Raw genomic sequence first — 24,052 nt, forward strand, 5'->3', positions numbered from 1 at the left:
AAATAGCCTGTCAACCAAGTTCCCCAAGATGAAGAATTTTCCTACCTCCTTATTAGGCCAAAGAGTCCTGGTTCTCGGCGGGGGAGTTTCCGGCATGGCGGCTCTCCGACTCTTGAAAGAGAGACAGGCGAATGCTGTTCTTTGCAATTCGGAAGCTTTGCCGGATTCGAATGTGATGTTCGTAGGTGAAGATGTAATTTTAGCGGACCTTCTTCCTATCGCACTCATCGTAAAAAGTCCCGGTATTTCTCCTTCTCATCCGGTAATTTCCCAAGCAAATTCTCTCGCCATCCCGGTTGTTTCCGAAGTGGAATTAGCAAGAGCATTCTATTCCGGAAAATTGATCGGAGTCACGGGCACGGACGGAAAATCCACCACCACTTCTCTCACAACTCATTTGGTTTCCGTTGATTTTCCCGGGGCAACTGCGGGAGGAAATATCGGTTTAGCATTCAGCGATTTTTGTCTAAAACCGATTCCACTTTCTGTGTTGGAACTTTCCAGCTATCAATTGGAAGATTCAGGCCCTTTAGAACTTAACGTATCCGTAATATTAAATCTTGCCTCGGATCATTTGGAAAGGCATAAAAGTTTGGATAATTATTTTGCTGCAAAGACCAGGATCGTAGACTCTTCCAATCATAGTCATACTCTTGTGACTAGCTCCAAACTTTTTAAAGAAAGGATCCAAAATTTGGGATGGTCTTGTAAAATTTTAGTCTTCGGTAGAGAAGCAAGTAATGACGCAATCATCTCTGAAGAAGAAAAGACCATCAAAACTGCAAAAGTAATTTACGATGCAAAAAATTTCCCTCTTCCTGGAGGCCATAATTTAGATAATTTGGCGGCTTCCATCTTGGCAGCGGAAGCTATCGGTGCAAAACCGGAGCATATCCAAAGCTTGATCGGAACTTTCAAAGGGCTTCCTCATCGTTTCCAACACGCGGGTAAAGCGGCAGGGATTTCTTTTATAAATGATTCCAAGTCCACAAACCTTCACAGTATGCTTGCAGGTTTAAGCACTTGGAAGGACAAAAAAGGAACTTTTCTTATCTTGGGAGGAAGACCAAAAGCGGAGCCTTTGGAGCCTCTGAAAGAATTCTTAGCCTCGGGAATTGGCTGGGTTCTATTGATCGGAGAAGCAAGAGAAACCTGGACTTCAGTTATCTCTCCTATCTTAGGCTCTCACTTGATCTTAGCGGATAATTTGGAAGAGGGTTTTTCTCAGATCAAAACCGCCGTGCGTTCCGGAAGAGCTAGAGTATCTTCCATAGTATTTTCGCCAGCATGTGCGAGTTTCGATCGATATAAAAACTTTGAGGAAAGAGGAAAACATTTTCTGAAGCTTGTATCCGATTGGACCAAAGAAGAACCTTAAATTTACTTAATATGTCCTTGGTGGTTTAATTTTTCCCAGACCTTGGATTCTACGAATACTTTTAACAGATCTCCGTCCAAATGGTTTTCTTTGGCTTCCATTTCTAAAATGTCTAAAGCTCTATCTACCGGAACCGCTTTCTTGTAAGGTCTATCCTGATCCGTTAACGCATCGAATATATCTGAGATGGTCATGATCCGGGATTGGATCGGAATATCTTCGCCGGAAAGTCCTCTTGGATATCCTGTTCCATTTAATTTTTCATGGTGAGCATGCGCGATCGTAGGGACCATTTTCAGATCGCTTGTCCAGGGGATCTTACTCAAAAATTGGAATGTATGCTCCACATGGGACTCAATCTCTTTTCTTTCATCAAAATCCAAAGAACCTTTTTTGATGGTTAAAAATCCGAACTCATAAGGAGAGATCAGTTCCAGATTATCTCCTTCCGTGGTGATGTATTGCATCTTAGCAATCTCTTCTAAGAACTGAGAATTTGCCTCTTCCAATATAGAAGGTTCGTTACTCTGGCTGATGATCTGGAACATTGAACTGAGTCTTTTGCATTCTTCGTTAAACTCGAATTCTATCGCTTTTTCAAAATCAGGGTATCCCGCATGACCGTGTTTTTTCAAATATTCCACTTTTCTTAAGTTCAATTTGGATTCGAAATCTTTCTTTAAGTAGCGGAATCGCCAGTCGATCAGACTGATCTCAAGTTCTTCTAACTTTTTGGCTTTGACCAAAACCTTTTCTCTTACTCCTACTTTACCAAAATCGTGAAGTAAAGAAGCGTATCTGATCTCTTTGAGCTGTTCTTTAGAAAATTTTGTGTCCTGATATTTTCCAAAGTTCACTCTGTCCAAGGTCTCGGCAAGTCCAACGGTCAATATGGCTACTCGGAAAGAGTGACCGCTAGTGGTCGGGTCCCTGGCTTCGATCGCATTTACGGACGCGGTCACAAATCCTTCGAATAATGTTTCGATCTCTCTCAGAAGATAATTGTTCTGAATTGCCACAGCCGCTTGTCCCGCAACTCCAAGTACTAATTGAGTGGAATAATCGTCGAAAGGTTGGATCTCATCCCCTTTCATCTGTTCTACAGTCAGTTTCTGGTTAAAATTCCTTTTACGGTTGATTAGTTGAAGAACACCTACTACATCTCCCCGATGACCTTTCATCGGAACAACCAGCATGGACTTTGTATGATAAGTTGATAATATATCAAAATTACTATTGAAGGAGAATTCAGCATCCTCCGGTAAATCGTACACGTCTTGAATATTCAGTATTTTTCCGGTTTCCGCAACGTAACCAGCAATACTGGATTTATTGATCGGAAGAATGAACTCTTCCGTATCTATGCTCAATGCTGAAATTTTAAAACGTAAATTTCGAACAAACCCTATATCATCTTGTTCTACCAGATATAAGGAACCGGAATCCGCATTACAAATCTCTCTGGCACTATATAAGATCTCTCTTAACAGTTTATCAAAATCTTTTTCGTTCGCGAGACTGATACCGATCCGAGTCAATCGATTGATCTCGTATTTCGCCGTATTGATCTTATGTAATAGATCGAACTGATCCGTGATCATATGCAGATGTAAGAATCCGTTCGCGAATGTTTTAGAAAGATGTAGGTCGGAAGTAATCTCGGGCAATATCCCAAAGATCAGATCGTCTTCGATCTCGGTATTTTTATAACCTTCGTAACCAAGATCGGCATTCAAGATGAACCTGGCCAAGATCAGAGGATTCATTCTGAGCTGCTCTCTGATCTTAGTATGTTCTGATTCTAATGTTTTGTCGGAGATATAAAATAGAATGTCTACGAATTGAGGAGTATCCCTGATCTCTGCAAACTCGAAAAAGTTTTTTAGGTCGATCAGTTCTGCTTGGATCTTTGTACGGAGGATAGAAAGCCTTCCGGCAAGAGTAGCGGAATCCGTTACTATGTATTGCTTAAACTTGGATTCCATCCCGATTAACCCATCCTAAGCTTCTTTTGAAATCGTGAAAAGGAGTTTTTTTCAAGTTTTTTAGCCTTGGATATTCTTCGAAAAACGACCGTTTCTATAGGCCTAATTCTTCTTCCTTTCTGAATATACTTTATCTTTAATGATCTTTCCCCAATCCTTCACGAATTTTTGAGAATGTTCGTAACCTATCTCATACAATCTTTTATATTCGTCCCAATCGAATGTGGAAAAATCTCTTACTGGTAGCTCTACGAATATATCCGAAGTTTCTTTTGTTTTTAAAAGATTATTACGACTGGATAATAACATAGATCTCATAAACAGCTCTCCAATATGAGGGAATGAATATCTATCCTCCTTTTTCATAAATTGATTTCCCAAAAGTTTTAAGGAAGAAGGTCCTTCTCCTGGAAATCTGGACTCTACTAATAATCCGTAAGTTTGATCCTTATTCGGTTGAGAACCTGCTCCTAAGTCTACCGAGATCAATACATCGGCTCCTTTTCTTCTAACTAAAGAACCGGGAAGATTGTCCCAAAGTCCTCCATCCACATACAAAGCGCCGTCGCTATAGAACGGAGGAAAGATCCCTGGTATAGAAGTACTGGCCCTGATCGCTTTCCACACTTCTCCTTGTTCAAAAACTTTTGGTTTTGAATTCGTAAGATCACATGCTACCGCTAAAAAAGGGATCCATAATGTTTCTATTTTTCTGTTCCCAAAAAATTCTTTGATCGCTTTTGAATATTTTGCACCTTTTAAAATAGAAACAAATGGGAGGGTATAATCTCTTGTAAGTTTTGCTTCTATCCAAACTTCTTTGATGAGTCGTAAAGATTCGTCGAACCCATAACCCATCGCAAATAATCCGGCCATAATAGAACCGGCGCTCGTTCCTCCGATCAGGTCGATAGGGATCCCGGCTTCGCTCAAAGATCTAAGTAGTCCTAAGTGTGCGAAACCTTTTGCACCTCCTCCTGAAAGTGCAATGCCTACGGATCTACTTTCTAATCTTCTCGCGATACGATCGAATTCCCCTTCTCTATTCTTTCTCAAGATAAGCTTTTGGCCCGGCAATTCATGAAGAATATTCTCTAATTCTTCCCAACGAGTATAAGAATCCTCCAAATAGATCACGGATTCTTTCATTGTTTCGCCGAGACTCCCTCCCTGGATCAAGTTCCAAGAATAAGAATTTTCTAATATTGGCCGGCCTGTTTCAGCAAGAAGAAGGATACGATCTGCCTGCCTAAGGCTTGTTTCTGCCCATATTGGATCTCCGGCGGGTTCGACTTCGAATACTACATTGTCGTATTCTTTCTCCAGTCCGCCAAACCAGGACAGAAGGTCAGGTATCCCGAAACGTATTCCATTTTTTTGATGTATCTTCTTCTCTTTTAAGAATTTAGAAAGTTTTCCTTCGTTTACAGATAAAGTAGAACCGAAAGATTTAAGTGATTTAGAAAGTTCGTTAGAAAAGTCCCTTAGAGGAAATCCTTCTGTAACCGGGACCAATGCAATTGTATGGACTTTTCGTCCGAATCGAGAGGATTCCTTATTCCTTTCTCCCAACCGTCTCGCGATTGTTTCAGTCACATGGAATAACGCTTCCGGAGATTCGGAGATAAATTTTCTAAATCCGTTCCTGGAAATTTGGATCACTTGAGAAGATCGGACCGCATACACGGAAGCGGAACGTGGTTCTCCTGTTAACAGAGACATTTCTCCGATGATGTCCCCTTTTGCAAATTCTCCTTCGCCTGTTATATTTCCGTGATCGTCCGAAACCGTGTATCTGAATCTGCCTGATAATATTATAAAAAGTGAATTTCCAGGTTCACCTTGGAGCATCAATCTTTCTCCGCCTGGAACGTATAACCATCTTAAATATGGAGTCAATTCTCCGATCTTTTTTCGATCCACATGAAAGAGTAATTCTAAATTAGAAATGAATCCCAGGATTTCTTTTTCGCTTGGTTCATACGAAGCCATCCTAAAAAATCTTTTGGTCTCTAATCTTTCCTTCCAACGTTTAGAAGTCTCCGGATGTTCCGTTTCCCATTTATGCCAATTTTTAGAACTGATCCTCAAAAGTTTAGAGTCTGTTTCCGTCCTCACTCCAAACTTTCCTTCTTTCCAATGAAAGAATCCTGCCTCTCCAAAATGAGAACCCGGGCCTAAACTACGGATCATTAACTCTTCTCCGGAGGATGCCTTAGTGAATTCTTCACATTTTCCTTCCAAAAGAAAATAGAGCCATTCGGAAGATTTTTCGGGAGATAAAAGAACATTACCGGAATTTACGGATCTATATTCAAAAAGTTTGGTGAATGACTCAGTTTCTTCCTGGCTCCAATCTCTGAACATTTCTCGATTGGACAGAAGTACAAATCCGAACCATCCATCTCTTTCTTCTGCCCCGATCGTCGTTCCGGTCTTTTTCTTTTTTTCTCTCACGGTTTTAGTCTCTAGTATAACGCTATAGATCAGACTCGAAAAAAGTATAAGTATTACAATCTGAAATAATATCCAAAAAGAAAAACGCCCGGAGGAAAAATTCCCGCGGGCGCAAACAAAATGAATAGGAGATCTAAGTTAACGATTATCGTTTCAGACCCAGGACTTCCTGTAACATTTGGTCTGTGGTAGTGATCGTTCTGGAATTCGCTTGAAAACCTCTTTGAGTAACGATCATATCAGTAAACTGATCGGAAAGATCCACATTCGACATTTCTAATAGACCTGCGTTAATCTTTCCTCTACCTGCGATACCTGCTTCTCCGATCAAAGGTTCACCTGAGTTATTGGAGAATGCGAACATTGTATCCCCCGCCTTATCCAAACCGGCTGGGTTATTGAAAACTGCAGTTGCAATTCTTGCTAAAGGTTGCTTGATACCATTGGAATATACACCTGTAACAGTTCCTGAATTATCAATGGAGAAGGACTCCAGATATCCCATAGTATATCCGTCTTGTTTCACTGCTTTAGTAGTAAAGTCGGAAGAGAACTGAGTAATCCCATCTACCATCCCAGCCTCGCCTAGAGCAAGATCAAAACTTTGGACTTGTGGATTGCCAGGAAGTTTGAAAGAAACTTTTGCGTTCAATTTTCCAGTGTTCATCACGTCAGTTCCATCGGAAACATATGTGATCTTTCCATCAGGAGTGAATCCGAACTCAAGCTCGGTAAGTCCAGGCATCTGAGTGTTTTGTCCGCCTGTGGCAGCAACATCCACTGAAAGTTGAGTAGAATCAGTCAAAGACGTTCTTGCTTTCCATGTATTCTCACGTACTTTATAGAATTCCATTTTGAATTCTCTCTCAGCACCTTGGTCATCAAAAACCTTGATAGTAGTTACATGCCCTCTTCTCGCTTTAGGATCCGGATCATTGATCATAGCAGTGATCTCTTCTTGAGTTGCATCAGGCGGAACAGCTTGTACGGAAGAATTCAAGTTGGATCTAAAATCCACTTTGGAAGTAGCTCTTGCAGGCTCTTTAGAATATACCGGAATTATAATGTCTTCGATAGAAGCGGAAGAGTTGATATACTTATTTCCTTTTTCATCTAGGCGGGAGTTCCAACCTTGCACTTTTAAACCGTTTGCAGGGTTTACATAATAACCGTTTTTATCTAAGTTAAATGCACCGGCTCTTGTATAGAACTGTTTATCTCCGTCTTTTACGATAAAGAAACCTTCTCCGGAGATTGCAACGTCGGTATTTTTACCGGTGGTCTGTAAAGCACCTTGGGTCATGATCTTATCGATCGCAGCAATCAACGCTCCAAGACCAACTTGTTGAGGGTTGACCCCTCCAATGTTTTCCTTAGGCTCGGAAGCTCCTCTTAACTCTTGGGAGATCATATCCTGAAAAGTGACACGTTCCGTTTTAAAACCGTGGGTGTTCACGTTGGAAATATTGTTACCGATTACGTCCATCCGCACTTGGTGGTTTTTTAAACCGGAAACTCCTGAATAAAGGGATCTCATCATGGCGCTTATACCTCGAAATTTTCTATTTAATTAATAATTGCTATCGTTCGGTTTTCCGGGAAAACTCCATCCTGGAGCACCGGAACTTGTTTCTTCAAAAGCAGAATCATTCTGATTTTGTAATGTTTCTGGAAATTGTTGAGCCTGCATTGATTGCGATGTTGGAGTTCCTACAGGCGAGTTAAGAGCAGATCCTACGGCACCAATTGGAGCCGCGGCTTTTGGAGCGGGCGCTCCAGTTTGCCCTTCTTGCTGATTAATCACAGCGGGATCAGTGATCAAAGTGATCGCATCAATTTCTACGGTTCTACCGTTGACTCTTACGAAAGACTTACCTTCTCCGTCGAAGAATAATGCGCCTGCGGTTCCTACGACATTCTCTCCGGTCACAAAATCAGGTCCGGAAACAATTTTTCCTACAAGGGAGAAACTTTGGCGATTGGTCATCTTCCCAATTCCTTGGGAGATATTATTCATCTGCTCTAAAGAGGAGAATTGCGCCATCTGTGCGATAAAGTCTTGGTCTTTAACAGGATTTGTAGGGTCTTGAGAAGAAAGTTGAGTGATCAATAGTTTCAGAAAATCATCTTTTCCTAATGCTTTCGCAGTGGAACGAATTTCGATCCCTTGGAGCCCGCTTTTTTCTTCCTTCTCCAATTTATCAAAATGCTTCCTTAAATCGTAACTTCTGTCTCCTTCGAGATAGCGGCTACGTGTAGCTTCATTAGAAACTGCGTTTGCTTCAGGCATGATCCTCTCCTTAAACCAAGATGTTTAAGCGTTTATCAGTATTCTTTTCGGCGAATTCCGGATTTTCTATAGACTCCATTTCTAAAACTTCTTCCGAATCGGAAGAATTCGAAAAACCGGAAGTTTCAAACCCAAAACCTTCTTGGTCAAAAAAGCGGGAAGAATCTTGTCCGTCCCAACTCATGCGTAATGAGTCTTCTGACTCTACGATCAACGACTGAAGATCCAATCCTTGTTCTTTAAAATCTTTGCGTAGCTGTTCCAAATCTCCGGCGAATAATTTTCTCACCTGATCCGACTCTACTAAAATTTTGCCTTGGACCTTATCGTCTTCTACAGTGATGCGCAAGGAAACCCTTCCCAACTCTCTTGGATTCAATCTGAGAGTTGCTTCCGATTTTCCATTCTCAACTATATTCAATTTTGCTGATTGAACCAATCTCTGAAAGTTTTCCTTCATTTGAGAACGATCCATAGAAGATCCCGGATTCGTTTTGGAAGGTTTAGAATTCTGACCAGAAACTTCCTGGCTCTTCTCCACTACTCCAAGTCCTGCTTTTAAGAGAGTAAATGTGGTTTCGTTCCCATTTCTTTGGGAGAAGTCCTGGTTACCGGAACCTTTACCGGAAGTATCTGATTTAGAAGCCTCTTCCACCTGAACCGCTTTCGCTGCTTGGTTTTTGGAAACCATAGAAAGAGTTTCCTGTTTTTTCTCTCTGGTAATTTTCCAGTTCTCTGACTCAGGAATGAAATTTTCTTTATGAGAATCTTTTAATACGGTTAAGATCTTTTCTTCGTTTGCAGGTTTGGAGAATTTACGCGCTTCTTCCAAACTTTTAAGACCTTCATCCAGACTTTCTTTCTCTGGAGTTTTTTTGGCATCTTTAATAGAACGTTTTTCTTCCGGCTGATTCGATTTTAAATTGGAAACATTTCCAGTTTCTTCTTTTTGCTGAGCTTTAGGAGTTTCTTCTTTGGAATGTCTTTGGATTTTTTTGAATGATAGTGATTCTTCTTGGTTTGCGGCACTCGCAACTTCCTTTTCTTTTTTGGCCTCGAGTCCCGCCAAGAACACACTCATCTGTGTGATAAAAGGAGAATCTAATTCTTCCGATTCGAACTCAGTATCGATCTCTTCTTCCTGCTCGGAATCTGCTTCTCCCAGTTCTGCCTTTTGGACCTTCTTCTCGGAAAAACGTGCTAATTTTTCGTTCTCTTCTTCCGAATCAGTCTCTTTTACTTCTTCGTCTTCGGATCTTACGAATAATTCAGGCTCTTTGGACTCTTCCACTTCGGAAGATCTTTCTTCTTTGATCTCGGACTTCTGCCCTTCTTCTAAAACCTTTTGGGAGCGAAGCTGAATTGACTTCATCAGGTCCATAAAACTTACGGAAGGAGCGGAAGCTTTTTCTGAAACGTTAGATACCTTTGGCTCCGCCGAAAGTGAATATCCTTCTTGTCCTTCTGTTCTAATCTGCATAGTTCGCCCCTTGCAGTATAAGGATCGAAAGATCTGTGGATTCCTTGATATAATTATAAGATTATCTTCTTCCTTTATTGGATTATGTCGTATTGAATAAGATCAGGTAGGAACTCATACCCTCAATTATACCCGGCGAGCTCTTCCAAGATCCAAGCATGAGCGTCCTGGACCGTTTTATGTAGGTCCTCCAACTTATGAAGATCCATTTTCAGGGAGCCGTTCTCAAAGTGTAGATGCACATGTCCGCAATTGGCGCATAAATCCACTATAAAGTAGCTTCTTTCGGAGATCCGGATCGGGCGGCAGTATTCTTCCATGATTGTCCTCTTTCCCTCAGGATTTCTTTTTGTTGGAAATTGTAAAATTGATTTTGAGACTCAATTCTAATAGATCCAAATATAGACTAGACTAATGAAATATGGAAAAGATTCTGATAGGCAGTTCACTAATCTTGCTCGGGCTAAAGTTTGAGAATTGAAACGCTAAAGATTTCCCCTAATACAACTATACATATAAATAGTTTATCTATTGCTTTAAATAGTGTATTATTAAGCATTGATTGAATGCCAAAAGTTTTTGAAAGAGATGGTTATAAGTTTTTCTTTTTTGCAAACGAAGGAAATCCTCGAGAACCAATTCACATTCATGTGAGAAGAGGAGAAAAATTAGCAAAATTCTGGCTAAAACCAAGCGTAATGTTAGATGCTAACTACGGATTTAATTCCAAAGAATTAAATTGGATTGAAGGAGAGATTGAGAAAAATTTAATTCTCATAGAAGGCAAATGGAATGATTTCTTCGGTATCTGAAGCAAAAGCTCAAAAAATTTGGTTTGATGAAGATAATCTTTGGTTATCTTTATATGATGGCAGGACTTTATCAGTTCCACTTGCTTATTTTCCTCGATTAAGAAAGGCTAATAAAGAGCAACTTGAAAGATATGAAATTAGCGGAGGTGGTATAGGTCTTCATTGGGATGCTTTAGATGAAGATATTAGTGTTCCTGGTCTCTTGCTAGGAAATGGCGATCTCGCCTCATATAATAAAAAATTATAAATCCTTATGATGCTTCGCTGATTGAGCGGAGAGCGCGGTTCGAGAAGTCGCCAATCTATTTACTAGCATGGATCTCTTGTAGGGAACGAATGGTGAATCCTTTATCGGTCATTTCCACCATTCCTTTGATAAGAGCCTTGGCTGCGCTTGCTGTAGTCAAACAAGGGATCTTATAACGGATCGCTGCTTGGCGGATCGCAAAACTATCATCTCTAGTCACTCTGCTAAGAGGTGTGTTCAGTATAAGATGGATCTTGTTCTCGCGGATATAATCGAGAGCGGTCGGAAATTGGTTATCATATACCTTATTGATCTTAGAAGAAAGTATTCCATTTTCGGATAAGAACTTATGAGTCCCCTCGGTAGCGATCAGGATAAATCCTAAATCAGACAGATCTTTGATATACTTTAATAATTCTTTTTTATCCTTATCGTTTATGGAAACGAATACCGTCCCCTGAGAAGGAAGTTCCTCTCCGGCCATGTATTGGGATTTTAAGAACGCTTCTCCTGCAGTGTCGGCGATTCCCATCACCTCTCCTGTGGATCTCATTTCAGGGCCGAGGATTGTGTCCACTCCAGGAAATTTATTAAAAGGTAATACTGCTTCCTTCACGTTTACGGTCGGAAATGACATTTCTTTCGGAAGAGGAAGTTGTTTTAATGTCTCTCCCATCATGATACGCGTAGCGTATTTTACGATCGGATGGCCAAGTGCTTTGGATACGAAAGGAACTGTTCTAGAAGCTCGAGGGTTTACCTCGATCACATAGACAACTTCTTCTTTAACTGCGTATTGGATATTGATAAGGCCTTTGACTTGTAGTTCTAATGCAAGTGCTCTTGTTGCGCTTCTGATATCATCCAATACTTTTTTGGATAAGGATTGAGGAGGAAGAACACATGCAGAATCTCCGGAATGGATCCCGGCTTCTTCGATATGCTCCATAATACCTGCGATAAATACATCTTTGCCGTCACAAAGTGCGTCTACGTCCACTTCTACTGCGTCTTCTAAGAAGGAATCTATGAGTAGCGGCCTGTCTTCTGAAATTTCCTCAGCCTTCTCCATATACTTATCCAGCTCTTTTTCTTCGCTGATGATAAGCATCGCTCTTCCACCCAATACGTAACTCGGACGAACTAACACCGGATAGGTTATATTATTTGCGATCTTTCTAGCTTCCTCGGCCGAGGTAGCGATCCCGTTATTAGGAGAGATCAATTTCAGTTTTTCTAATACTTCAGCGAAACGTTTTCTGTCTTCCGCTCTATCAATGGAATCTGGGCTTGTTCCTAAGATCGGGACTCCCCTACTTTCTAAATCTTTTGCAAGTTTAAGTGGGGTCTGTCCGCCGAATTGAATGATCACTCCGTCCGGTTTTTCCTTTTTATAGATGTGTATCACATCCTCTAAGGTCAGAGGTTCGAAGTATAACCTGTCGGAAGTATCATAGTCGGTAGAAACTGTTTCCGGGTTAGAATTCACCATAATGGATTCCACTCCCAGATCCTGAAGAGCAAATGATGCGTGGCAGCAGCAATAATCGAACTCGATTCCTTGTCCAATACGGTTCGGCCCGCCACCCAGAATGATTACTGATTTTTTAGAAGTTACGTTTGTTTCGTCTTCTTCATCGTAAGAAGAATAAAAATAAGGAGTATAAGCTTCGAATTCTCCTGCGCAAGTATCGATCCTCTTATAGATAGGCTCTATTTTAGAAGATTCTAATACTTCTTCCAGGTTCTTTTCTTCTCTTTTGAGAATGGAACCTATCTCGGCTTTTTTCTTATCAGGAGTTTGGGAAGAAGAAAGAATTTTTTCTATCTCCGCTTTTTTAGAAAGATAAGCCAGCTGTCTGTTGGCAAATCCCGTTTTTTTCAATTTTCCTAATACAGAATTTCCTTTTTGTATGAATTCTTTTTCTAAATTCTGTAGATCTTCGAATTGATATAAGAACCAAGGATCTATTTTGGAAAGTTCGTGGATCCTCTCTACGCTGTAACCTTCTTCCAATGCTTTTTTAACATAGAAGATCCTTTTATCATTCGGTCTGCGTAAGAATGAATCGATCCTTTCTTTTTTCTGAGGAACGGATAAAGAGTGGAATTCGACTAACTCAGCAAAATTTCCATCTGAACCGAAACCGAATCTATCGATTTCTAGTGAGCGCATTGCTTTTTGGAAACTTTCTTTAAAAGTCCTTCCGATTGCCATGGCTTCACCCACGGCTTTCATCTGGACTCCTAGAGTGTCATCAGTTCCAGGGAACTTCTCGAAAGCAAACCTTGGGATCTTGGTCACCACATAGTCTATAGATGGTTCAAAAGAAGCAGGGGTAACTCTTGTAATATCGTTTTTGATCTCGTCCAAAGAATAACCAATGGAGAGTAACGCAGCGATCTTTGCGATCGGGAATCCTGTGGCCTTAGAAGCAAGTGCGGAAGATCTGGAAACTCGAGGATTCATCTCGATCACGATCACATCGCCGTCTTCCGGATTCACTGCGAATTGGATATTGGATCCACCTGTCTCCACTCCGATCTCCCGGATGATACTGATGGACATATCTCTTAAATTTTGGTATTCCTTATCGGAAAGAGTCTGCTGAGGAGCAACTGTGATGGAATCCCCAGTATGAACTCCCATAGGATCTATATTCTCAATAGAACAAATGATCACTACGTTATCTGCGAGGTCTCTCATGACCTCTAACTCGAATTCTTTCCAACCCAAAACGGATTGTTCTAATAATACCTGGCTAATAGGAGAAGCCTTGAGACCCTTACCAACTACTTCGTCGAAGGTCTCTTCGTCGTAGGCAATCCCGCCTCCGGTTCCACCCAGAGTGAATGCAGGCCTTACGATTAGAGGAAGTCCGATCTGAGCTTTGATCTCTGCCGCTTCTTTTAAATTATTCGCAAGCCCGGAACGAGGGACTTTTACCCCGATCTTCTCCATTGCTCTTTTGAAAAGTTCTCTATCTTCCGCTTTTTTGATGGCGTCTATTTTGGCGCCTATCAGCTCTACATTATATTTTTCTAATACCCCAGCGTTATGACAGGCCAATGCAAGGTTTAACGCTGTTTGACCTCCTACGGTAGGTAGGATCGCATCCGGCTTTTCTTTTTCCAAAATTTTTTGGACGACTGAAACGGTCAAAGGTTCCACGTAAGTGGCGTCCGCAAGATCTGGATCAGTCATGATAGTAGCAGGATTGGAATTGAGAAGAATGACTCGAATTCCTTTTTCACGAAGAGCTTTGGCGGCCTGGGTGCCGGAATAGTCGAATTCACAGGCTTGGCCGATAACGATCGGCCCGGATCCCAGGATCAGAACGGAGCGGAGATCTTCCCTTTTGGGCATATTATTTCCAGGATTTTTATTCTGGTCTGTACTTCAAGTCTTTCCGAAGCAGAAAGAAAAAACAGTTCGATCAAGGATCTGTTTTTGGTAGGAAATAGTCTCCCGCCTTCTTCCATTTTCCAGAACCTACCAGTAGGAGTTCCAACTTACGCTGCAAATCTCCACAATAAGAAGCCGGAAGCGGATTCGTGTTCCATGGATCGGAAATCCGATCGTAACAGACATATAAAACTCCATTTGGACTTGGAACATAGATCAGCTTTTTGGTCCTGGTTTGGAGCATTCTATGTTTGGAAAATAGGACAGTCTCTTTCGCGTAAGGATCGGAAACAGTCACACTATTCCCGTCATTCGGATCGATTGTATGTAGTTCCAAAATATTCGGATAACGGATCCTATCTTTTTGAAAAAAATGATCTCCCCGATCCGAAAACCAAATCCCAGTCTCCGAATAGACTGAGCGATCCTCCGCCCAATTATCTTGTTTAGGGAGTTTGGTTAGGTCCTTTCCCCGGAGAGATAATCCCTCGCCAGTAGGAACTCCCACAATTGACAAGATCGTTGGAAACACGTCTATGGAACTCGTAATTCCTTTAAAATTGCGAATTTCTTTTCTTTCGAACGATTTGGGAAACTTGATGATGAGAGGGATCTTGGTAACACCTTCTCCTCTCAAATGTTCTCCATGGCCGTGACTATGATCCTCTTCAAATAAGGACTCTCCATGATCGGAGGTAAGAATGATAAGTGTATCGTCGTATAAATTTCTACTTTTCAGTTCTTCCAAAATTTTCCCGACTGAAAAATCAAAAGCGGTCAGAGAGGCGGAATAGATAGAACGTATCTGTTCTTGTTCTTTTTTATCAGGCTTCTCCGAATTACTCGGATCCACGAAACGGAAATATTTAGAAGGTCCGTAATAGTGGCGATCAGTATTCTTATAAAAAGGATAAGGTGGACTATAAGGGAAATGAGTTACCGAAGAAAAATACAGAGCAAAAAATGGACGATCCTTTTTATCGAAGACGGAAAATAGATCGGGAAGAACGCGAGAATCGTCGCCCAGGCTCGGAAGAGATCGGATAGAAGAAAGATATTCGCCTCCTCCAAAAAAAGTCCCGGTCAAAACAGGAAGAAAAAAAACCTGAGACTCAATCGTTCTTTGTTGGGTCAATGTCTCCGCGCTGAAATTAGGAGCGTATACATTTTGGAACCCCCAGTTCGCTCTAGGAAAAATATCCCCCGCAAAAGAAGACACAGCAAATGTTCTATGAGATTTTCCTAAAATACCTGGAAGTGTGGGAACGGAATTCCCTAATTTAGAACGATCTTCTTTATCCGGGAACATATCCTGGATCCCATGTTCAAAAGAATATCTTCCACTTAGAAAATCCGCCCAAGAAGGAAATGTTCTAGGAATTGTAGAATGATGATCCAAAAACACAAGAGACTCGGAAGCCAATTGATCTATATTCGGAGTTTTATCTTTCTCACCTGTTACGAAGCCTAACTGGTCCTGGCGGACGCTGTCTGCAGAAATGATAAGCACATTCGTATTGGAAGAATGTTCCAAGGCATCTTTAGATATGGCATCCTTTGGCTGATATCCTGCAAAAAATGAAAATACAAAACCTGAGAGTGCAACAGCCGCAAAGATCAGATCCTTTTTAGAACGAGAAAATCGAATATCTAAAGTATAAAAAGCGGAGGCGCATAAAACACCCCAAGCAGATCCGAAAAGATGAAAGGAGAAGAAGAATATTATAAAAACAGTATATCTGATCGACGATACATAAGATTTGGATTTCCAAAAATACGATCCTGTCCGAGCTACTTGAACGGCTAAAAATAAAAATAGAACTGTTTTAAAGAAAAAGGGAAAAAAATGGTCCGTAATAAAATATAAAAAACCGACCATCCAAGAATGTCTATAATAGAAAAATTCTCCATATACTTGAGGGTATTCAGAAACGGATCCACAAAACAAAAGGAACAATACGGAAAAGAGAATTAAATAAATTTTATATATCTCAATCTTCTTTCCTTTTTTCCATTCCGAAAAATCAGGACCTAAAAATAAAATCGCCACCCCTACAAAAAATGCATAAGAAGAAACGAATACCCCGCCTAAGTCTCTCAGTAATAAAGGGATCAATCCATAGAAAAGAGAAATAAATTCGCTGATATCCACTCCCATTACATGCAAGGAAGTATTGGTAAGAAGACAAAGAAGGGTCAGAACAAACACGAAAATCCCCGAATGGATCCAAGGATTTCCGGAGTTAAACTCTGATCGGATGAGGTTTTTAAATTTAGGCCAGAACTCGGACATTCAAAGTATTCCTGCCGAAAGAACGAGGAGAAAATCCTTCCCAGTTCAAAGGAAGAGGAGACTGCACAATGATAGCCACCACACCTGGTTCGTTTTGGGCGATCTCTTCTACTACTTTTTTCAGTTTTTCAGTCTTCTTATCCCAGAAAGAATAAGGGGGATCCATAAAATACACTTTTGTTTTTTCAGGAATATCGAATCCTGAATAGAATCGAAACGCATCTTTACGTAAAACTAAATGAGGTTTTCCTAATTTATCCAAAACACCTTTCAGACTTTCGAATCTGTCCCAGGCAAGTTCCAAAAATACCGCTCTTGCAAAACCTCTACTCAAGGATTCGATCCCCATTTGCCCGGAACCAGCAAATAGGTCTATAAATGCGGATTCTTCCAAGTTAAAACGACCTTGCAGTTGTAAAGACTCAATGATATCAAATAATGATTTTTTAATGATTGCAGGAGTAAAATTACTCTTACCCTCAGGACTCACCGGAGAAGGAATTAATCTCCCCTTTAATTCCCCGGTTTGGATCCTTAAACCCTTTGAACCTTTTAATTTTTTTCCCGGTTTCATTTTTCCTCTTTTCTCTTTTCCAGACCTATTTCTAGGATCCGGATGCGCTTTCCCAATTTAGAATCCGCGGGCACAGATTTAAGTTTTGTCAAAACGGAACTCGCCGCCTCGTATTCCTGAGAAGAATACAATATACATGCATATGTGTAAACACCTTCGGAGTACCGAACAGAAGACTCTCCCTTATTCAGGAAAATTTTTCCCCAGCGAGTCCCTGATTCATAAGATTCTAAAACCAATGCACGCTCTAAAAATAGAAAAACGGAATTATAAAAAATAGAAGGTTGTTCCTTCGACCTAGAATAAATACTTAAAAGAGTTTTATCTATCTCTTCTAAACTGGATTCAGAAGCAACATATAGTAATAGGATCTTATAATCCAATTCTCCGGATCGAAGACCCGATCTGGAGACTTTTACTAAGGTATCGTAGTTTCCCTTTTTATAATATTCATACACTTGATCGAAATCAACCGAATGAATAGGGATCGCGAATAAAAAGATTACAGTAAGTATTAGGAAAGCGGCCCGAAACGATGCTTTAGAAAAAAAGCCGGACCGCAAAAAGATTAAAGCTCGATTACGTTTGAAGAGCCACACATGGAGCAAATATGATTTTCTGGGCCGTCATAGGATCCTTCCGTATCATCTTCCCAACGATGATCACAGTCCTCGCATACAAAAGTTACGGCGTCCTCGTCGAGGTAATCCTCGTCGCCACCTGTTTCGTAATCCTCGTCAAAATCATAATTATAAGGCATATTTACACGGAATCCAGGAGGGGTCCGAGAGTCAAGCTAGAGTAGGAACTCCTACCCCAAAAAATAAGTGAAAGGTCCGGGCTTTTTTTAGAATCTGACTTTATACATGCTCTACCAAGCCAACCACAGAAGTTACAGAAAAAAAGCGAATTACAAACCGTTAGTGTTCTTTTTGATCCTACTAGGTTTAGCGGGGATCGCATTTTTTTTCAGGCAAGATATCAAAAACCTGTTCGCAGGAGATAGACGTTTACTTCTCGAAAAGGAAAGAAAGCTACTCCAAGAAGGGATCGTAAAAGGTGAGCCAAAAGAAGGAGAGATCAAAGAATTCAAATCTACAGCCAAAGATTTTGTGACTTCTAATCCTAAAGAAGGGATCTCTTATCATTATGCGGCTCTTTCGGGATATTACGAATTTTTACTATTAGGTTTTAGGTTCGATTCGGTTACTCTTTCAAAAATTGCATACACAGGCTTCCAGGAATTTTTAGAGCAAGATAGTTCTTATCTTCCTCTTGTAGAAGATTCATATAGACAGGCATTAAGAGCGCAGGCAATTGATCCTGAATTTTTAGAATCGACAGACAATCGTTATTTAATCGCGTTCGGAGAATCTATCCGACAGAAATTGAGTCGTTCTGCATTAAACAAACTTCTGATCTCTATAGAACCGGAAAAATTGAGTCCTGAATTAAAGTCGGGCTATGCTTGGACCTGCTTGGTAGGAAGCGCACTTTCCGGGAACACGGAATTCTTAAAAAAAATACTCTCTAGGCAGGACATCTCAGGTTCCCTATTACTTTCTGCAAGAGAGTCCGATTTTCTGATCGCATTGTCTGAATTTAGAGCGGGACAATATGTTTCTTCTTTAAATTATCTAAGAAGGGTCAAGAACACTAACGACGATTTTCTAACTGGAAGTTCTAAAATTTTAGAGGCAAGGATATTCTATTACCAAAATCTTTCTCCGAAAGCGATCGTATTATTGGAAGAATATTATCCAAATTCTGGGGACAGAAAGGAAGAAGTTCTGCAACTTGCAAGAGAGATACTTTCCAAAAACCAAACCCTGAAGACCAAATTGCCCATAGAGGATTAAGAAAATGAAATATTCTCTCTCCCTAATATTTTTAGTCGTTTTAGGATGTGGAGTAAAACCGGTTCCGCCTCCTGCGGGAAAATTCTGCGAACCTATGCTCAAAAACACACAATGTGTATTTCTGGACTTCAGAAATTCTAAGGCGATCTTAGAAGATAAGGAATATCCAATGAAGTCCACAAGTACCTTGAATTTTTCCTATAAAGTAGACGAAGTCTTTTATGAAGTGGAAGTCCTGAATGAAAACCGGGTCAAGATCACAGGTACGAACGGATTCCAAAAAACATTATTAAAATTAAAAGATAAAGACGAGAGAAAAAAAGAATACGCTAAACTTTGGAAGGCAATCAAAGACCTTTTCTAAGCTTATATAGAAATTACTTTTAAGTTTCCCTTTTTGCCGTATTTAATGATTTCTTTATCCTTAGTGACAAGCTCTGCATTTAAAACTCTCGCAGTTGCCACGATCATTCTATCCGCTGGATCTCCGTGAAAGGAGTCTGGCAAGTTTACACTTTCTACAATTACTTCAGGACTTAAGCGATAAGGCTGGATGCCGGGAGCATTGTATGCATCTTGCAGCCATCGATTTAATGTTCCGGAGATCTGTATCCTTTTTTTGGAAACAAGCATCCCCACTTCCCAACCGGATATTTCGGAGATGAATATTCCTCTATGAGGAATATGTCTGTATAATTTCCTAAGAATGGGTTCTTTTTCCATTTTAGGATCTCCTTCCATAAGCCAAATCCATGCGTGAGTATCCAAAACGATCATCTATTTAAGATCCGCGTCCCAACGTAAACCTAGGCTCGGAACGATATCTTCGTTCTCTATGATCCGTCCTTTTAGATAACCGAATAAGCGGGCCGCTGTGCTGTCTTTTATAGTCACGAGTTTAGCCACTGGTTTTCCATGTTTAGTGATAATCACTTCTTCCTGGGTTTCCTGGACTCTGTCCATAAGACTCAGGCATTTGGTTTTAAATTCTGCTGCAGAAAGTTGCATGCCTCAAATCATAATATGACCAGTCACAGATGTCCAGTTTTTTTATCCGAATAAGACGGAATCTTTGTTCTCGAGAGAATTTTCAAAAATCTTTTTAGAAAAACCAATTCTGCTCGCACGCTACTCGAATGAGTGATGTCGACATTCTTCTGTGAAATAATTCCAGAAGAACCGACCGGATCGCAAAAAATGCTCGCTGGAACTTCTTTTTTCTCCCCTATTGATTTCTACGTATATGAGTGATTTAGGTCGACGGGCTCGTTTTTTCATTTTAGGGATCCTTATTTGTTTTCTATCCTTCTTCTCCTCCTGCGCCGAAGCAAAGGGCAAAGAAAGACCTAAGGCAGAGAATGGCACCTTAGATCTAAGCTCCTGGGATTTTGAAAAAGACGGAACAGTGGAATTAAACGGTGACTGGAGATATTATTGGAAGGAACTCATTCCTCCTAAAAATTTCCAAGAAGATCTTGTTTCAGATCCAAGCGGATTCATCTCCATTCCGGGTGTATGGAATGGTCATCTTTTAAAAGGAGAACCTTTACCGGCAATAGGATATATCACCTATCATCTAAGATTATACCTTCCTGAACACACTCCCGATCTTGCGATACGAATAGATGACGGCCAAGGTTCTGCATATTCCTTATATTGGAACGGCAAGTTAGTCGCGTATAATGGGCATCCGGGACCTTCTCCGGAAGAAGAACGTCCCGAGTATCTTGCACAAACCAGTTCCGTTCCTCATTCCAAACAAGTGGATCTAGTGATGCATATTTCGAATCATTACCATCGAAACGGCGGTTTTCAAATGCCGATCTTACTTGGAGATTCTTCCGAAATTTTTGCAGCGAGAGACAAGAATAGGATTACGAGTGCGTTTTTGGCCGGTTCTTTACTCATCATGGGCCTATATCATCTGGGTCTATTTCTATTCCGTAAAAAAGAAATGGAAGTGCTTTGGTTTTCTCTTACCAGTCTTGTGATTACTTCCAGAGTACTTACAAGCGGGGAAAGATTTATTGGTGAAATGTTCAGGGATGTTCCTTGGAATTTTATGGTCAGAGTAGAATATCTTTCCTTTTATTTGGGAGTGCCGTTCATGGTGATGTTTGTTAGAGCTTTGTATCCAGCTCAGTTTAGCAAAACCGCTTTGATCGTCATATTTACACTCTCCCTTCCCCCATGCTTATCAATTATAGTTCTTCCTCCGGCACTTTTCAGTTACACACTTCCTTATTATCAGGCACTGATCGTATTCTCCGGAATTTATGGGATGATCATGTTGACCATAGCGATATTCAAAGGTTTACAGGGCGCAAAAATGATGCTCTTAGGTTTAGGAATATTTTTCGCTTGTGTGGTAAATGATTTTATCTTTTACCAATTCCATATAGGACCAGGATATCTTACTCCAGCAGGTCTATTCCTATTGACGTTTGCTGACGCAGCTACATTGGGTAGAAGGATTGCAACCGCATTCAATACAAGCGAAGAATTATCAGTCGATCTGGAAAAGAAGGTTGTAGAAAGAACAAAAGAACTCGCGGAAGAAAGAGATCGCACAGATTTATTATTATTAAATATTCTTCCTAAACCTGTGGCTGAAGAATTAAAATCCAAAGGATCTGTAACTCCTGTATATTACGAATCTGCGAGCATCCTATTTACGGACTTTGTTGGATTTACTAAAATTGCGGCGGAGATGTTACCAAAAGATCTGGTAGAAGATCTGCATAATTGTTTTTCCGAATTCGATTCAATCGTTTCCCGCTTAGGTTTAGAAAAGCTTAAGACAATCGGTGATTCTTATATGTGTGCAGGAGGGATACCAAATACAAACTCCACTCACGCAGTGGACAACTGTTTGGCAGGTTTAGAATTTTTAAAATTCATGAATAAGATTGCAGAGACCAAATCACAATTAGGACTTCCATTCTGGGAACTAAGAGTGGGAGTTCATACTGGACCCGTGACTTCAGGAGTGATAGGCTCTAATAAATTCGCATATGATGTTTGGGGAGATGCAGTCAATCTTGCAAGCAGAATGGAATCCTCCGGTAAACCTGGACATTTAAATATTTCAGGTTCCACCTACGAATTAGTAAAAGATTTTTTTGTATGCGAACATAGAGGAAAGGTCCAAGCAAAAGGAAAAGGAGAAGTGGATATGTATTTCGTAAATTCTATTCGCCCTGAACTTTCCGTGGATGCAAAAGGAATTTCTCCGAACGAAAAATTTGAGACTTTAAGAAAGGAATTAAATCTAAAATTGAGCGCCGTTTGATCTTTGCTATACGGAAGGAATATTAGAGTGATTATCTTCTATAAATACGAGGGAAGATAAAAGTAATTCCGTAAATCATTCCTTGTGCTTTTACATCTTCAGGGACTTTTCCGAAATTTTGTCCTCGAAGTGCATCCACGCAGGATTGGTCTACAAGAGATTGCCCTTGGGAAGAGATTAGTTTTGTGTCGATTACCTGGCCTGCATCGTTTAATAAAAATTGCACTTTCGCTTCCCCGGGTTCGATCGCTTCTCGGATCACAGTTCCCGCTCCATCACGATATCCGAAGTTTCCTCCACCAGGAGGAGAAAAACTCTGTTCGATCTGGCGGAGCATTCTTTTAAAATATTCGTAGCCTACTAACTTTTTAGTAGGAACACTCATAGAAGAACTTCCGTCCCAACGAAATAGCATATCTTGTTGAAAACGATAATTGAACGGGATCTTTGTCATTCTTCCGGTGGCTGGAGTTTGTTCCGGAGTTTGTTCGTTCGGATTCGTAAATTCTACAGGGTCCTGTTTTAGGATAGCAACCTCGTATACTTTTTCTTCTTCCGTTTTCTTTTGAGAATTTTGAGGAGTGGCCTTGGAAGGATTTCTAAAAATATTTCCCATGACGAATTCACGGAAAGGGGAAAGTGTATGAAATCCTTTTTCCTTTGTGATCCCGCCTGAACCTGCGGACTCTACGTTAGACAGTGCTTTGTATTCGTCTTTGATCCTTTTGTCTACGAACTCCTGCTCTAATAGAACTTCGTAAATCTTTTCTCGTTCCGCTCTTTCTTTTACCTGAACGATCGGGTCTTCTCCCAGGATCTTAAATAGAATATTACGTGTGAATAAGTGAGCAACTAAGAATGAAGCAAATGCAAATACGAAAAACGCGGCGAATAGAAGACGACGATCGTCTTCTCCTAAATCTCCTGTGTTATCTATTTCGCTTTTAAAAAAGGCCGGGAGCCGCATCTTCTTCTATTCTTTTGCCGAAAGCCGGAGGGATTTTGTCCATCAGCTTATAAGCCTTCTCCGTGGCTACTCTACCGGATGAGGTTCTATTGATCAAGCCAACTCTTACCATATAGGATTCGTAATGGTCTTCTAGAGTCCTTTCTTCCTCTCCGATCACTGCGGCGATCGGTTTTAGACCTACAGGGCCGCCCTTGTACCGATCGATCATACATTCTAAGATCTGTCGGTCCATTCGATCTAGGCCCAGTTCGTCTATTCCCAGGCGGGAAAATGCCTCTTCGCAGGCTGGAATTTGGATCTTTTTTTCCCCTTTTACTTCCGCAAAGTCCCTCACCCTCTTGAGAAGGTGGTTTGCGATCCTAGGTGTTTTTCGGGACCTTCTTCCTATCTCGAAAGCTGCGTTCTCTTCAATCTCGTAACCCAAAATCTTGGAGGATCTTAGGACGATATCTTTCATTTCCGCATCGTCATAATACTCCAAACGGAAATGGATACCGAATCTACTCTTGAGTGGATCGGAAATGAGCCCACTTCGAGTAGTGGCTCCGATCAAAGTGAACGGTTTTAATTTGATCTGGATGGTTTGAGCGGTGATCCCTTCTCCCACGAGAAGATCGATCATGAAATTTTCCATCGCAGGGTATAAGATCTCTTCTACTTTGCGACCTAAGGAATGTATTTCATCTATAAATAATATATCTCTCTCTTCTAGATCGGTGAGTAATTTTGCAAGATCTGCTCCTCTTGTCAAAACAGGAGCAGAAGTAACTACGATCCGAGTACCAAGCTCTTGGGAAATAATACCTGCAAGTGTAGTCTTGCCTAGACCGGGAGGCCCGGATAAAAGTACATGATCCAGTGCTTGGCCTCTTTTTTTGGCGGCTCCTACAAAGACGCCCAGATTGGACAGGATCTCTTTTTGTCCTATAAACTCGGAGAATAAGGAGGGACGAAGAGATATCTCATCGTCAAATTTATCCTCCGGATTTAAGGTATGCCCTGCCAAAAG

21 protein-coding genes are annotated in these 24,052 nt (G+C 40.8%); 6 read left to right on the forward strand and 15 right to left on the reverse strand.

What is annotated here, in order from left to right; genetic code table 11:
• The first annotated feature begins 28 nt into the window (after positions 1–28).
• The gene (gene murD, locus CH352_RS14640) at positions 29–1,378 is read left to right on the forward strand and encodes a UDP-N-acetylmuramoyl-L-alanine--D-glutamate ligase (RefSeq protein ID WP_100706794.1); all 1,350 of its coding nucleotides are present in this window, start codon (positions 29–31) and stop codon (positions 1,376–1,378) included.
• A gap of 2 nt (positions 1,379–1,380) precedes the next feature.
• Here the strand turns inward: murD and CH352_RS14645 are convergent, their stop codons facing one another.
• From CH352_RS14645 to CH352_RS14670, 6 genes are all read right to left on the reverse strand, one after another.
• Positions 1,381–3,363, reverse strand: coding sequence for an HD family phosphohydrolase (locus tag CH352_RS14645; protein ID WP_100706793.1), 1,983 nt, complete (start codon positions 3,361–3,363; stop codon positions 1,381–1,383).
• A 102-nt stretch (positions 3,364–3,465) separates the two neighbouring features.
• Positions 3,466–5,820 (reverse strand): patatin-like phospholipase family protein, encoded by a 2,355-nt coding sequence (locus CH352_RS14650; RefSeq protein ID WP_100706792.1) that lies wholly within the window; start codon positions 5,818–5,820, stop codon positions 3,466–3,468.
• 145 nt (positions 5,821–5,965) lie between these two features.
• Positions 5,966–7,360: a flagellar hook protein FlgE gene (gene flgE / locus CH352_RS14655; RefSeq protein WP_100706791.1), complete on the reverse strand. Its 1,395-nt coding sequence runs from the start codon at positions 7,358–7,360 to the stop codon at positions 5,966–5,968.
• Between the two features lie 30 nt (positions 7,361–7,390).
• Positions 7,391–8,110, reverse strand: a complete 720-nt coding sequence (locus CH352_RS14660; RefSeq protein ID WP_100706790.1) for a flagellar hook capping FlgD N-terminal domain-containing protein — start codon at positions 8,108–8,110, stop codon at positions 7,391–7,393.
• Between the two features lie 10 nt (positions 8,111–8,120).
• Entirely contained in the window at positions 8,121–9,590 is a 1,470-nt protein-coding gene (locus tag CH352_RS14665) for a flagellar hook-length control protein FliK (protein ID WP_100706789.1), read from the reverse strand.
• A 122-nt stretch (positions 9,591–9,712) separates the two neighbouring features.
• On the reverse strand, positions 9,713–9,910 hold the full coding sequence (locus CH352_RS14670) for a hypothetical protein (RefSeq protein WP_100706788.1): 198 nt from the start codon (positions 9,908–9,910) through the stop codon (positions 9,713–9,715).
• 246 nt (positions 9,911–10,156) lie between these two features.
• Between CH352_RS14670 and CH352_RS14675 the strand changes: the two genes are divergently transcribed.
• Entirely contained in the window at positions 10,157–10,402 is a 246-nt protein-coding gene (locus CH352_RS14675; RefSeq protein ID WP_100706787.1) for a DUF4160 domain-containing protein, read from the forward strand.
• Positions 10,383–10,649 carry a DUF2442 domain-containing protein gene (locus CH352_RS14680; protein WP_100706786.1) on the forward strand — a complete coding sequence of 89 codons (267 nt, stop codon included), beginning with the start codon at positions 10,383–10,385 and terminating at the stop codon, positions 10,647–10,649. The genes CH352_RS14675 and CH352_RS14680 overlap by 20 nt, the downstream gene beginning before the upstream one ends.
• Positions 10,650–10,704: 55 nt before the next feature.
• Here CH352_RS14680 and carB read toward each other — a convergent pair whose 3' ends face one another.
• From carB to CH352_RS14705, 5 genes are all read right to left on the reverse strand, one after another.
• A complete protein-coding gene (gene carB / locus CH352_RS14685) occupies positions 10,705–14,016 on the reverse strand; it encodes a carbamoyl-phosphate synthase large subunit (protein WP_100706785.1) in 3,312 nt (1,103 codons plus the stop codon).
• Positions 14,017–14,086: 70 nt separating this feature from the next.
• The gene (locus CH352_RS14690; protein WP_100706784.1) at positions 14,087–16,348 is read right to left on the reverse strand and encodes a sulfatase family protein; all 2,262 of its coding nucleotides are present in this window, start codon (positions 16,346–16,348) and stop codon (positions 14,087–14,089) included.
• Positions 16,329–16,922, reverse strand: a complete 594-nt coding sequence (locus CH352_RS14695) for an RsmD family RNA methyltransferase (RefSeq protein WP_100706783.1) — start codon at positions 16,920–16,922, stop codon at positions 16,329–16,331. The genes CH352_RS14690 and CH352_RS14695 overlap by 20 nt, the downstream gene beginning before the upstream one ends.
• Positions 16,919–17,521, reverse strand: a complete 603-nt coding sequence (locus tag CH352_RS14700; protein ID WP_165780183.1) for a hypothetical protein — start codon at positions 17,519–17,521, stop codon at positions 16,919–16,921. The genes CH352_RS14695 and CH352_RS14700 overlap by 4 nt, the downstream gene beginning before the upstream one ends.
• A complete protein-coding gene (locus CH352_RS14705) occupies positions 17,491–17,682 on the reverse strand; it encodes a hypothetical protein (protein WP_100706782.1) in 192 nt (63 codons plus the stop codon). Before CH352_RS14705 ends, CH352_RS14700 begins: the two co-directional genes overlap by 31 nt.
• A gap of 106 nt (positions 17,683–17,788) precedes the next feature.
• Between CH352_RS14705 and CH352_RS14710 the strand changes: the two genes are divergently transcribed.
• Both CH352_RS14710 and CH352_RS14715 read left to right on the forward strand, forming a co-directional pair.
• Positions 17,789–18,781 (forward strand): hypothetical protein, encoded by a 993-nt coding sequence (locus CH352_RS14710; RefSeq protein WP_100706781.1) that lies wholly within the window; start codon positions 17,789–17,791, stop codon positions 18,779–18,781.
• 4 nt (positions 18,782–18,785) lie between these two features.
• Positions 18,786–19,145 (forward strand): LIC12806 family lipoprotein, encoded by a 360-nt coding sequence (locus tag CH352_RS14715; protein WP_100706780.1) that lies wholly within the window; start codon positions 18,786–18,788, stop codon positions 19,143–19,145.
• A gap of 2 nt (positions 19,146–19,147) precedes the next feature.
• Here the strand turns inward: CH352_RS14715 and CH352_RS14720 are convergent, their stop codons facing one another.
• A complete protein-coding gene (locus CH352_RS14720; protein ID WP_100706779.1) occupies positions 19,148–19,558 on the reverse strand; it encodes a type II toxin-antitoxin system VapC family toxin in 411 nt (136 codons plus the stop codon).
• Positions 19,559–19,789 (reverse strand): type II toxin-antitoxin system Phd/YefM family antitoxin, encoded by a 231-nt coding sequence (locus tag CH352_RS14725; RefSeq protein ID WP_100706778.1) that lies wholly within the window; start codon positions 19,787–19,789, stop codon positions 19,559–19,561.
• A 235-nt stretch (positions 19,790–20,024) separates the two neighbouring features.
• On the opposite strand from CH352_RS14725, the gene CH352_RS14730 reads away from it, so the two are divergent.
• Positions 20,025–22,073 carry an adenylate/guanylate cyclase domain-containing protein gene (locus tag CH352_RS14730; RefSeq protein ID WP_100706777.1) on the forward strand — a complete coding sequence of 683 codons (2,049 nt, stop codon included), beginning with the start codon at positions 20,025–20,027 and terminating at the stop codon, positions 22,071–22,073.
• A 31-nt stretch (positions 22,074–22,104) separates the two neighbouring features.
• Here the strand turns inward: CH352_RS14730 and CH352_RS14735 are convergent, their stop codons facing one another.
• Together CH352_RS14735 and ruvB are read right to left on the reverse strand one after the other, a co-directional pair.
• On the reverse strand, positions 22,105–23,040 hold the full coding sequence (locus CH352_RS14735; RefSeq protein WP_100706776.1) for an energy transducer TonB: 936 nt from the start codon (positions 23,038–23,040) through the stop codon (positions 22,105–22,107).
• Positions 23,018–24,049 (reverse strand): Holliday junction branch migration DNA helicase RuvB, encoded by a 1,032-nt coding sequence (gene ruvB, locus CH352_RS14740; RefSeq protein ID WP_100706775.1) that lies wholly within the window; start codon positions 24,047–24,049, stop codon positions 23,018–23,020. The genes CH352_RS14735 and ruvB overlap by 23 nt, the downstream gene beginning before the upstream one ends.
• Positions 24,050–24,052 lie beyond the last annotated feature (3 nt).

The sequence above is a fragment of the Leptospira hartskeerlii genome (assembly GCF_002811475.1).
GTDB lineage: Bacteria > Spirochaetota > Leptospiria > Leptospirales > Leptospiraceae > Leptospira_B > Leptospira_B hartskeerlii.

Bases quoted from the DNA above. Each gene is read 5' to 3' on its own strand.
- murD (WP_100706794.1), top strand. From the start codon at position 29: ATGAAGAATTTTCCTACCTCCTTATTAGGCCAAAGAGTCCTGGTTCTC.
- CH352_RS14645 (WP_100706793.1), bottom strand. From the start codon at position 3,363: ATGGAATCCAAGTTTAAGCAATACATAGTAACGGATTCCGCTACTCTT.
- flgE (WP_100706791.1), bottom strand. From the start codon at position 7,360: ATGATGAGATCCCTTTATTCAGGAGTTTCCGGTTTAAAAAACCACCAA.
- CH352_RS14660 (WP_100706790.1), bottom strand. From the start codon at position 8,110: ATGCCTGAAGCAAACGCAGTTTCTAATGAAGCTACACGTAGCCGCTAT.
- CH352_RS14665 (WP_100706789.1), bottom strand. From the start codon at position 9,590: ATGCAGATTAGAACAGAAGGACAAGAAGGATATTCACTTTCGGCGGAG.
- CH352_RS14670 (WP_100706788.1), bottom strand. From the start codon at position 9,910: ATGGAAGAATACTGCCGCCCGATCCGGATCTCCGAAAGAAGCTACTTT.
- CH352_RS14675 (WP_100706787.1), top strand. From the start codon at position 10,157: ATGCCAAAAGTTTTTGAAAGAGATGGTTATAAGTTTTTCTTTTTTGCA.
- CH352_RS14680 (WP_100706786.1), top strand. From the start codon at position 10,383: ATGATTTCTTCGGTATCTGAAGCAAAAGCTCAAAAAATTTGGTTTGAT.
- carB (WP_100706785.1), bottom strand. From the start codon at position 14,016: ATGCCCAAAAGGGAAGATCTCCGCTCCGTTCTGATCCTGGGATCCGGG.
- CH352_RS14690 (WP_100706784.1), bottom strand. From the start codon at position 16,348: ATGTCCGAGTTCTGGCCTAAATTTAAAAACCTCATCCGATCAGAGTTT.
- CH352_RS14695 (WP_100706783.1), bottom strand. From the start codon at position 16,922: ATGAAACCGGGAAAAAAATTAAAAGGTTCAAAGGGTTTAAGGATCCAA.
- CH352_RS14705 (WP_100706782.1), bottom strand. From the start codon at position 17,682: ATGCCTTATAATTATGATTTTGACGAGGATTACGAAACAGGTGGCGAC.
- CH352_RS14710 (WP_100706781.1), top strand. From the start codon at position 17,789: ATGCTCTACCAAGCCAACCACAGAAGTTACAGAAAAAAAGCGAATTAC.
- CH352_RS14715 (WP_100706780.1), top strand. From the start codon at position 18,786: ATGAAATATTCTCTCTCCCTAATATTTTTAGTCGTTTTAGGATGTGGA.
- CH352_RS14720 (WP_100706779.1), bottom strand. From the start codon at position 19,558: ATGATCGTTTTGGATACTCACGCATGGATTTGGCTTATGGAAGGAGAT.
- CH352_RS14725 (WP_100706778.1), bottom strand. From the start codon at position 19,789: ATGCAACTTTCTGCAGCAGAATTTAAAACCAAATGCCTGAGTCTTATG.
- CH352_RS14730 (WP_100706777.1), top strand. From the start codon at position 20,025: ATGAGTGATTTAGGTCGACGGGCTCGTTTTTTCATTTTAGGGATCCTT.
- CH352_RS14735 (WP_100706776.1), bottom strand. From the start codon at position 23,040: ATGCGGCTCCCGGCCTTTTTTAAAAGCGAAATAGATAACACAGGAGAT.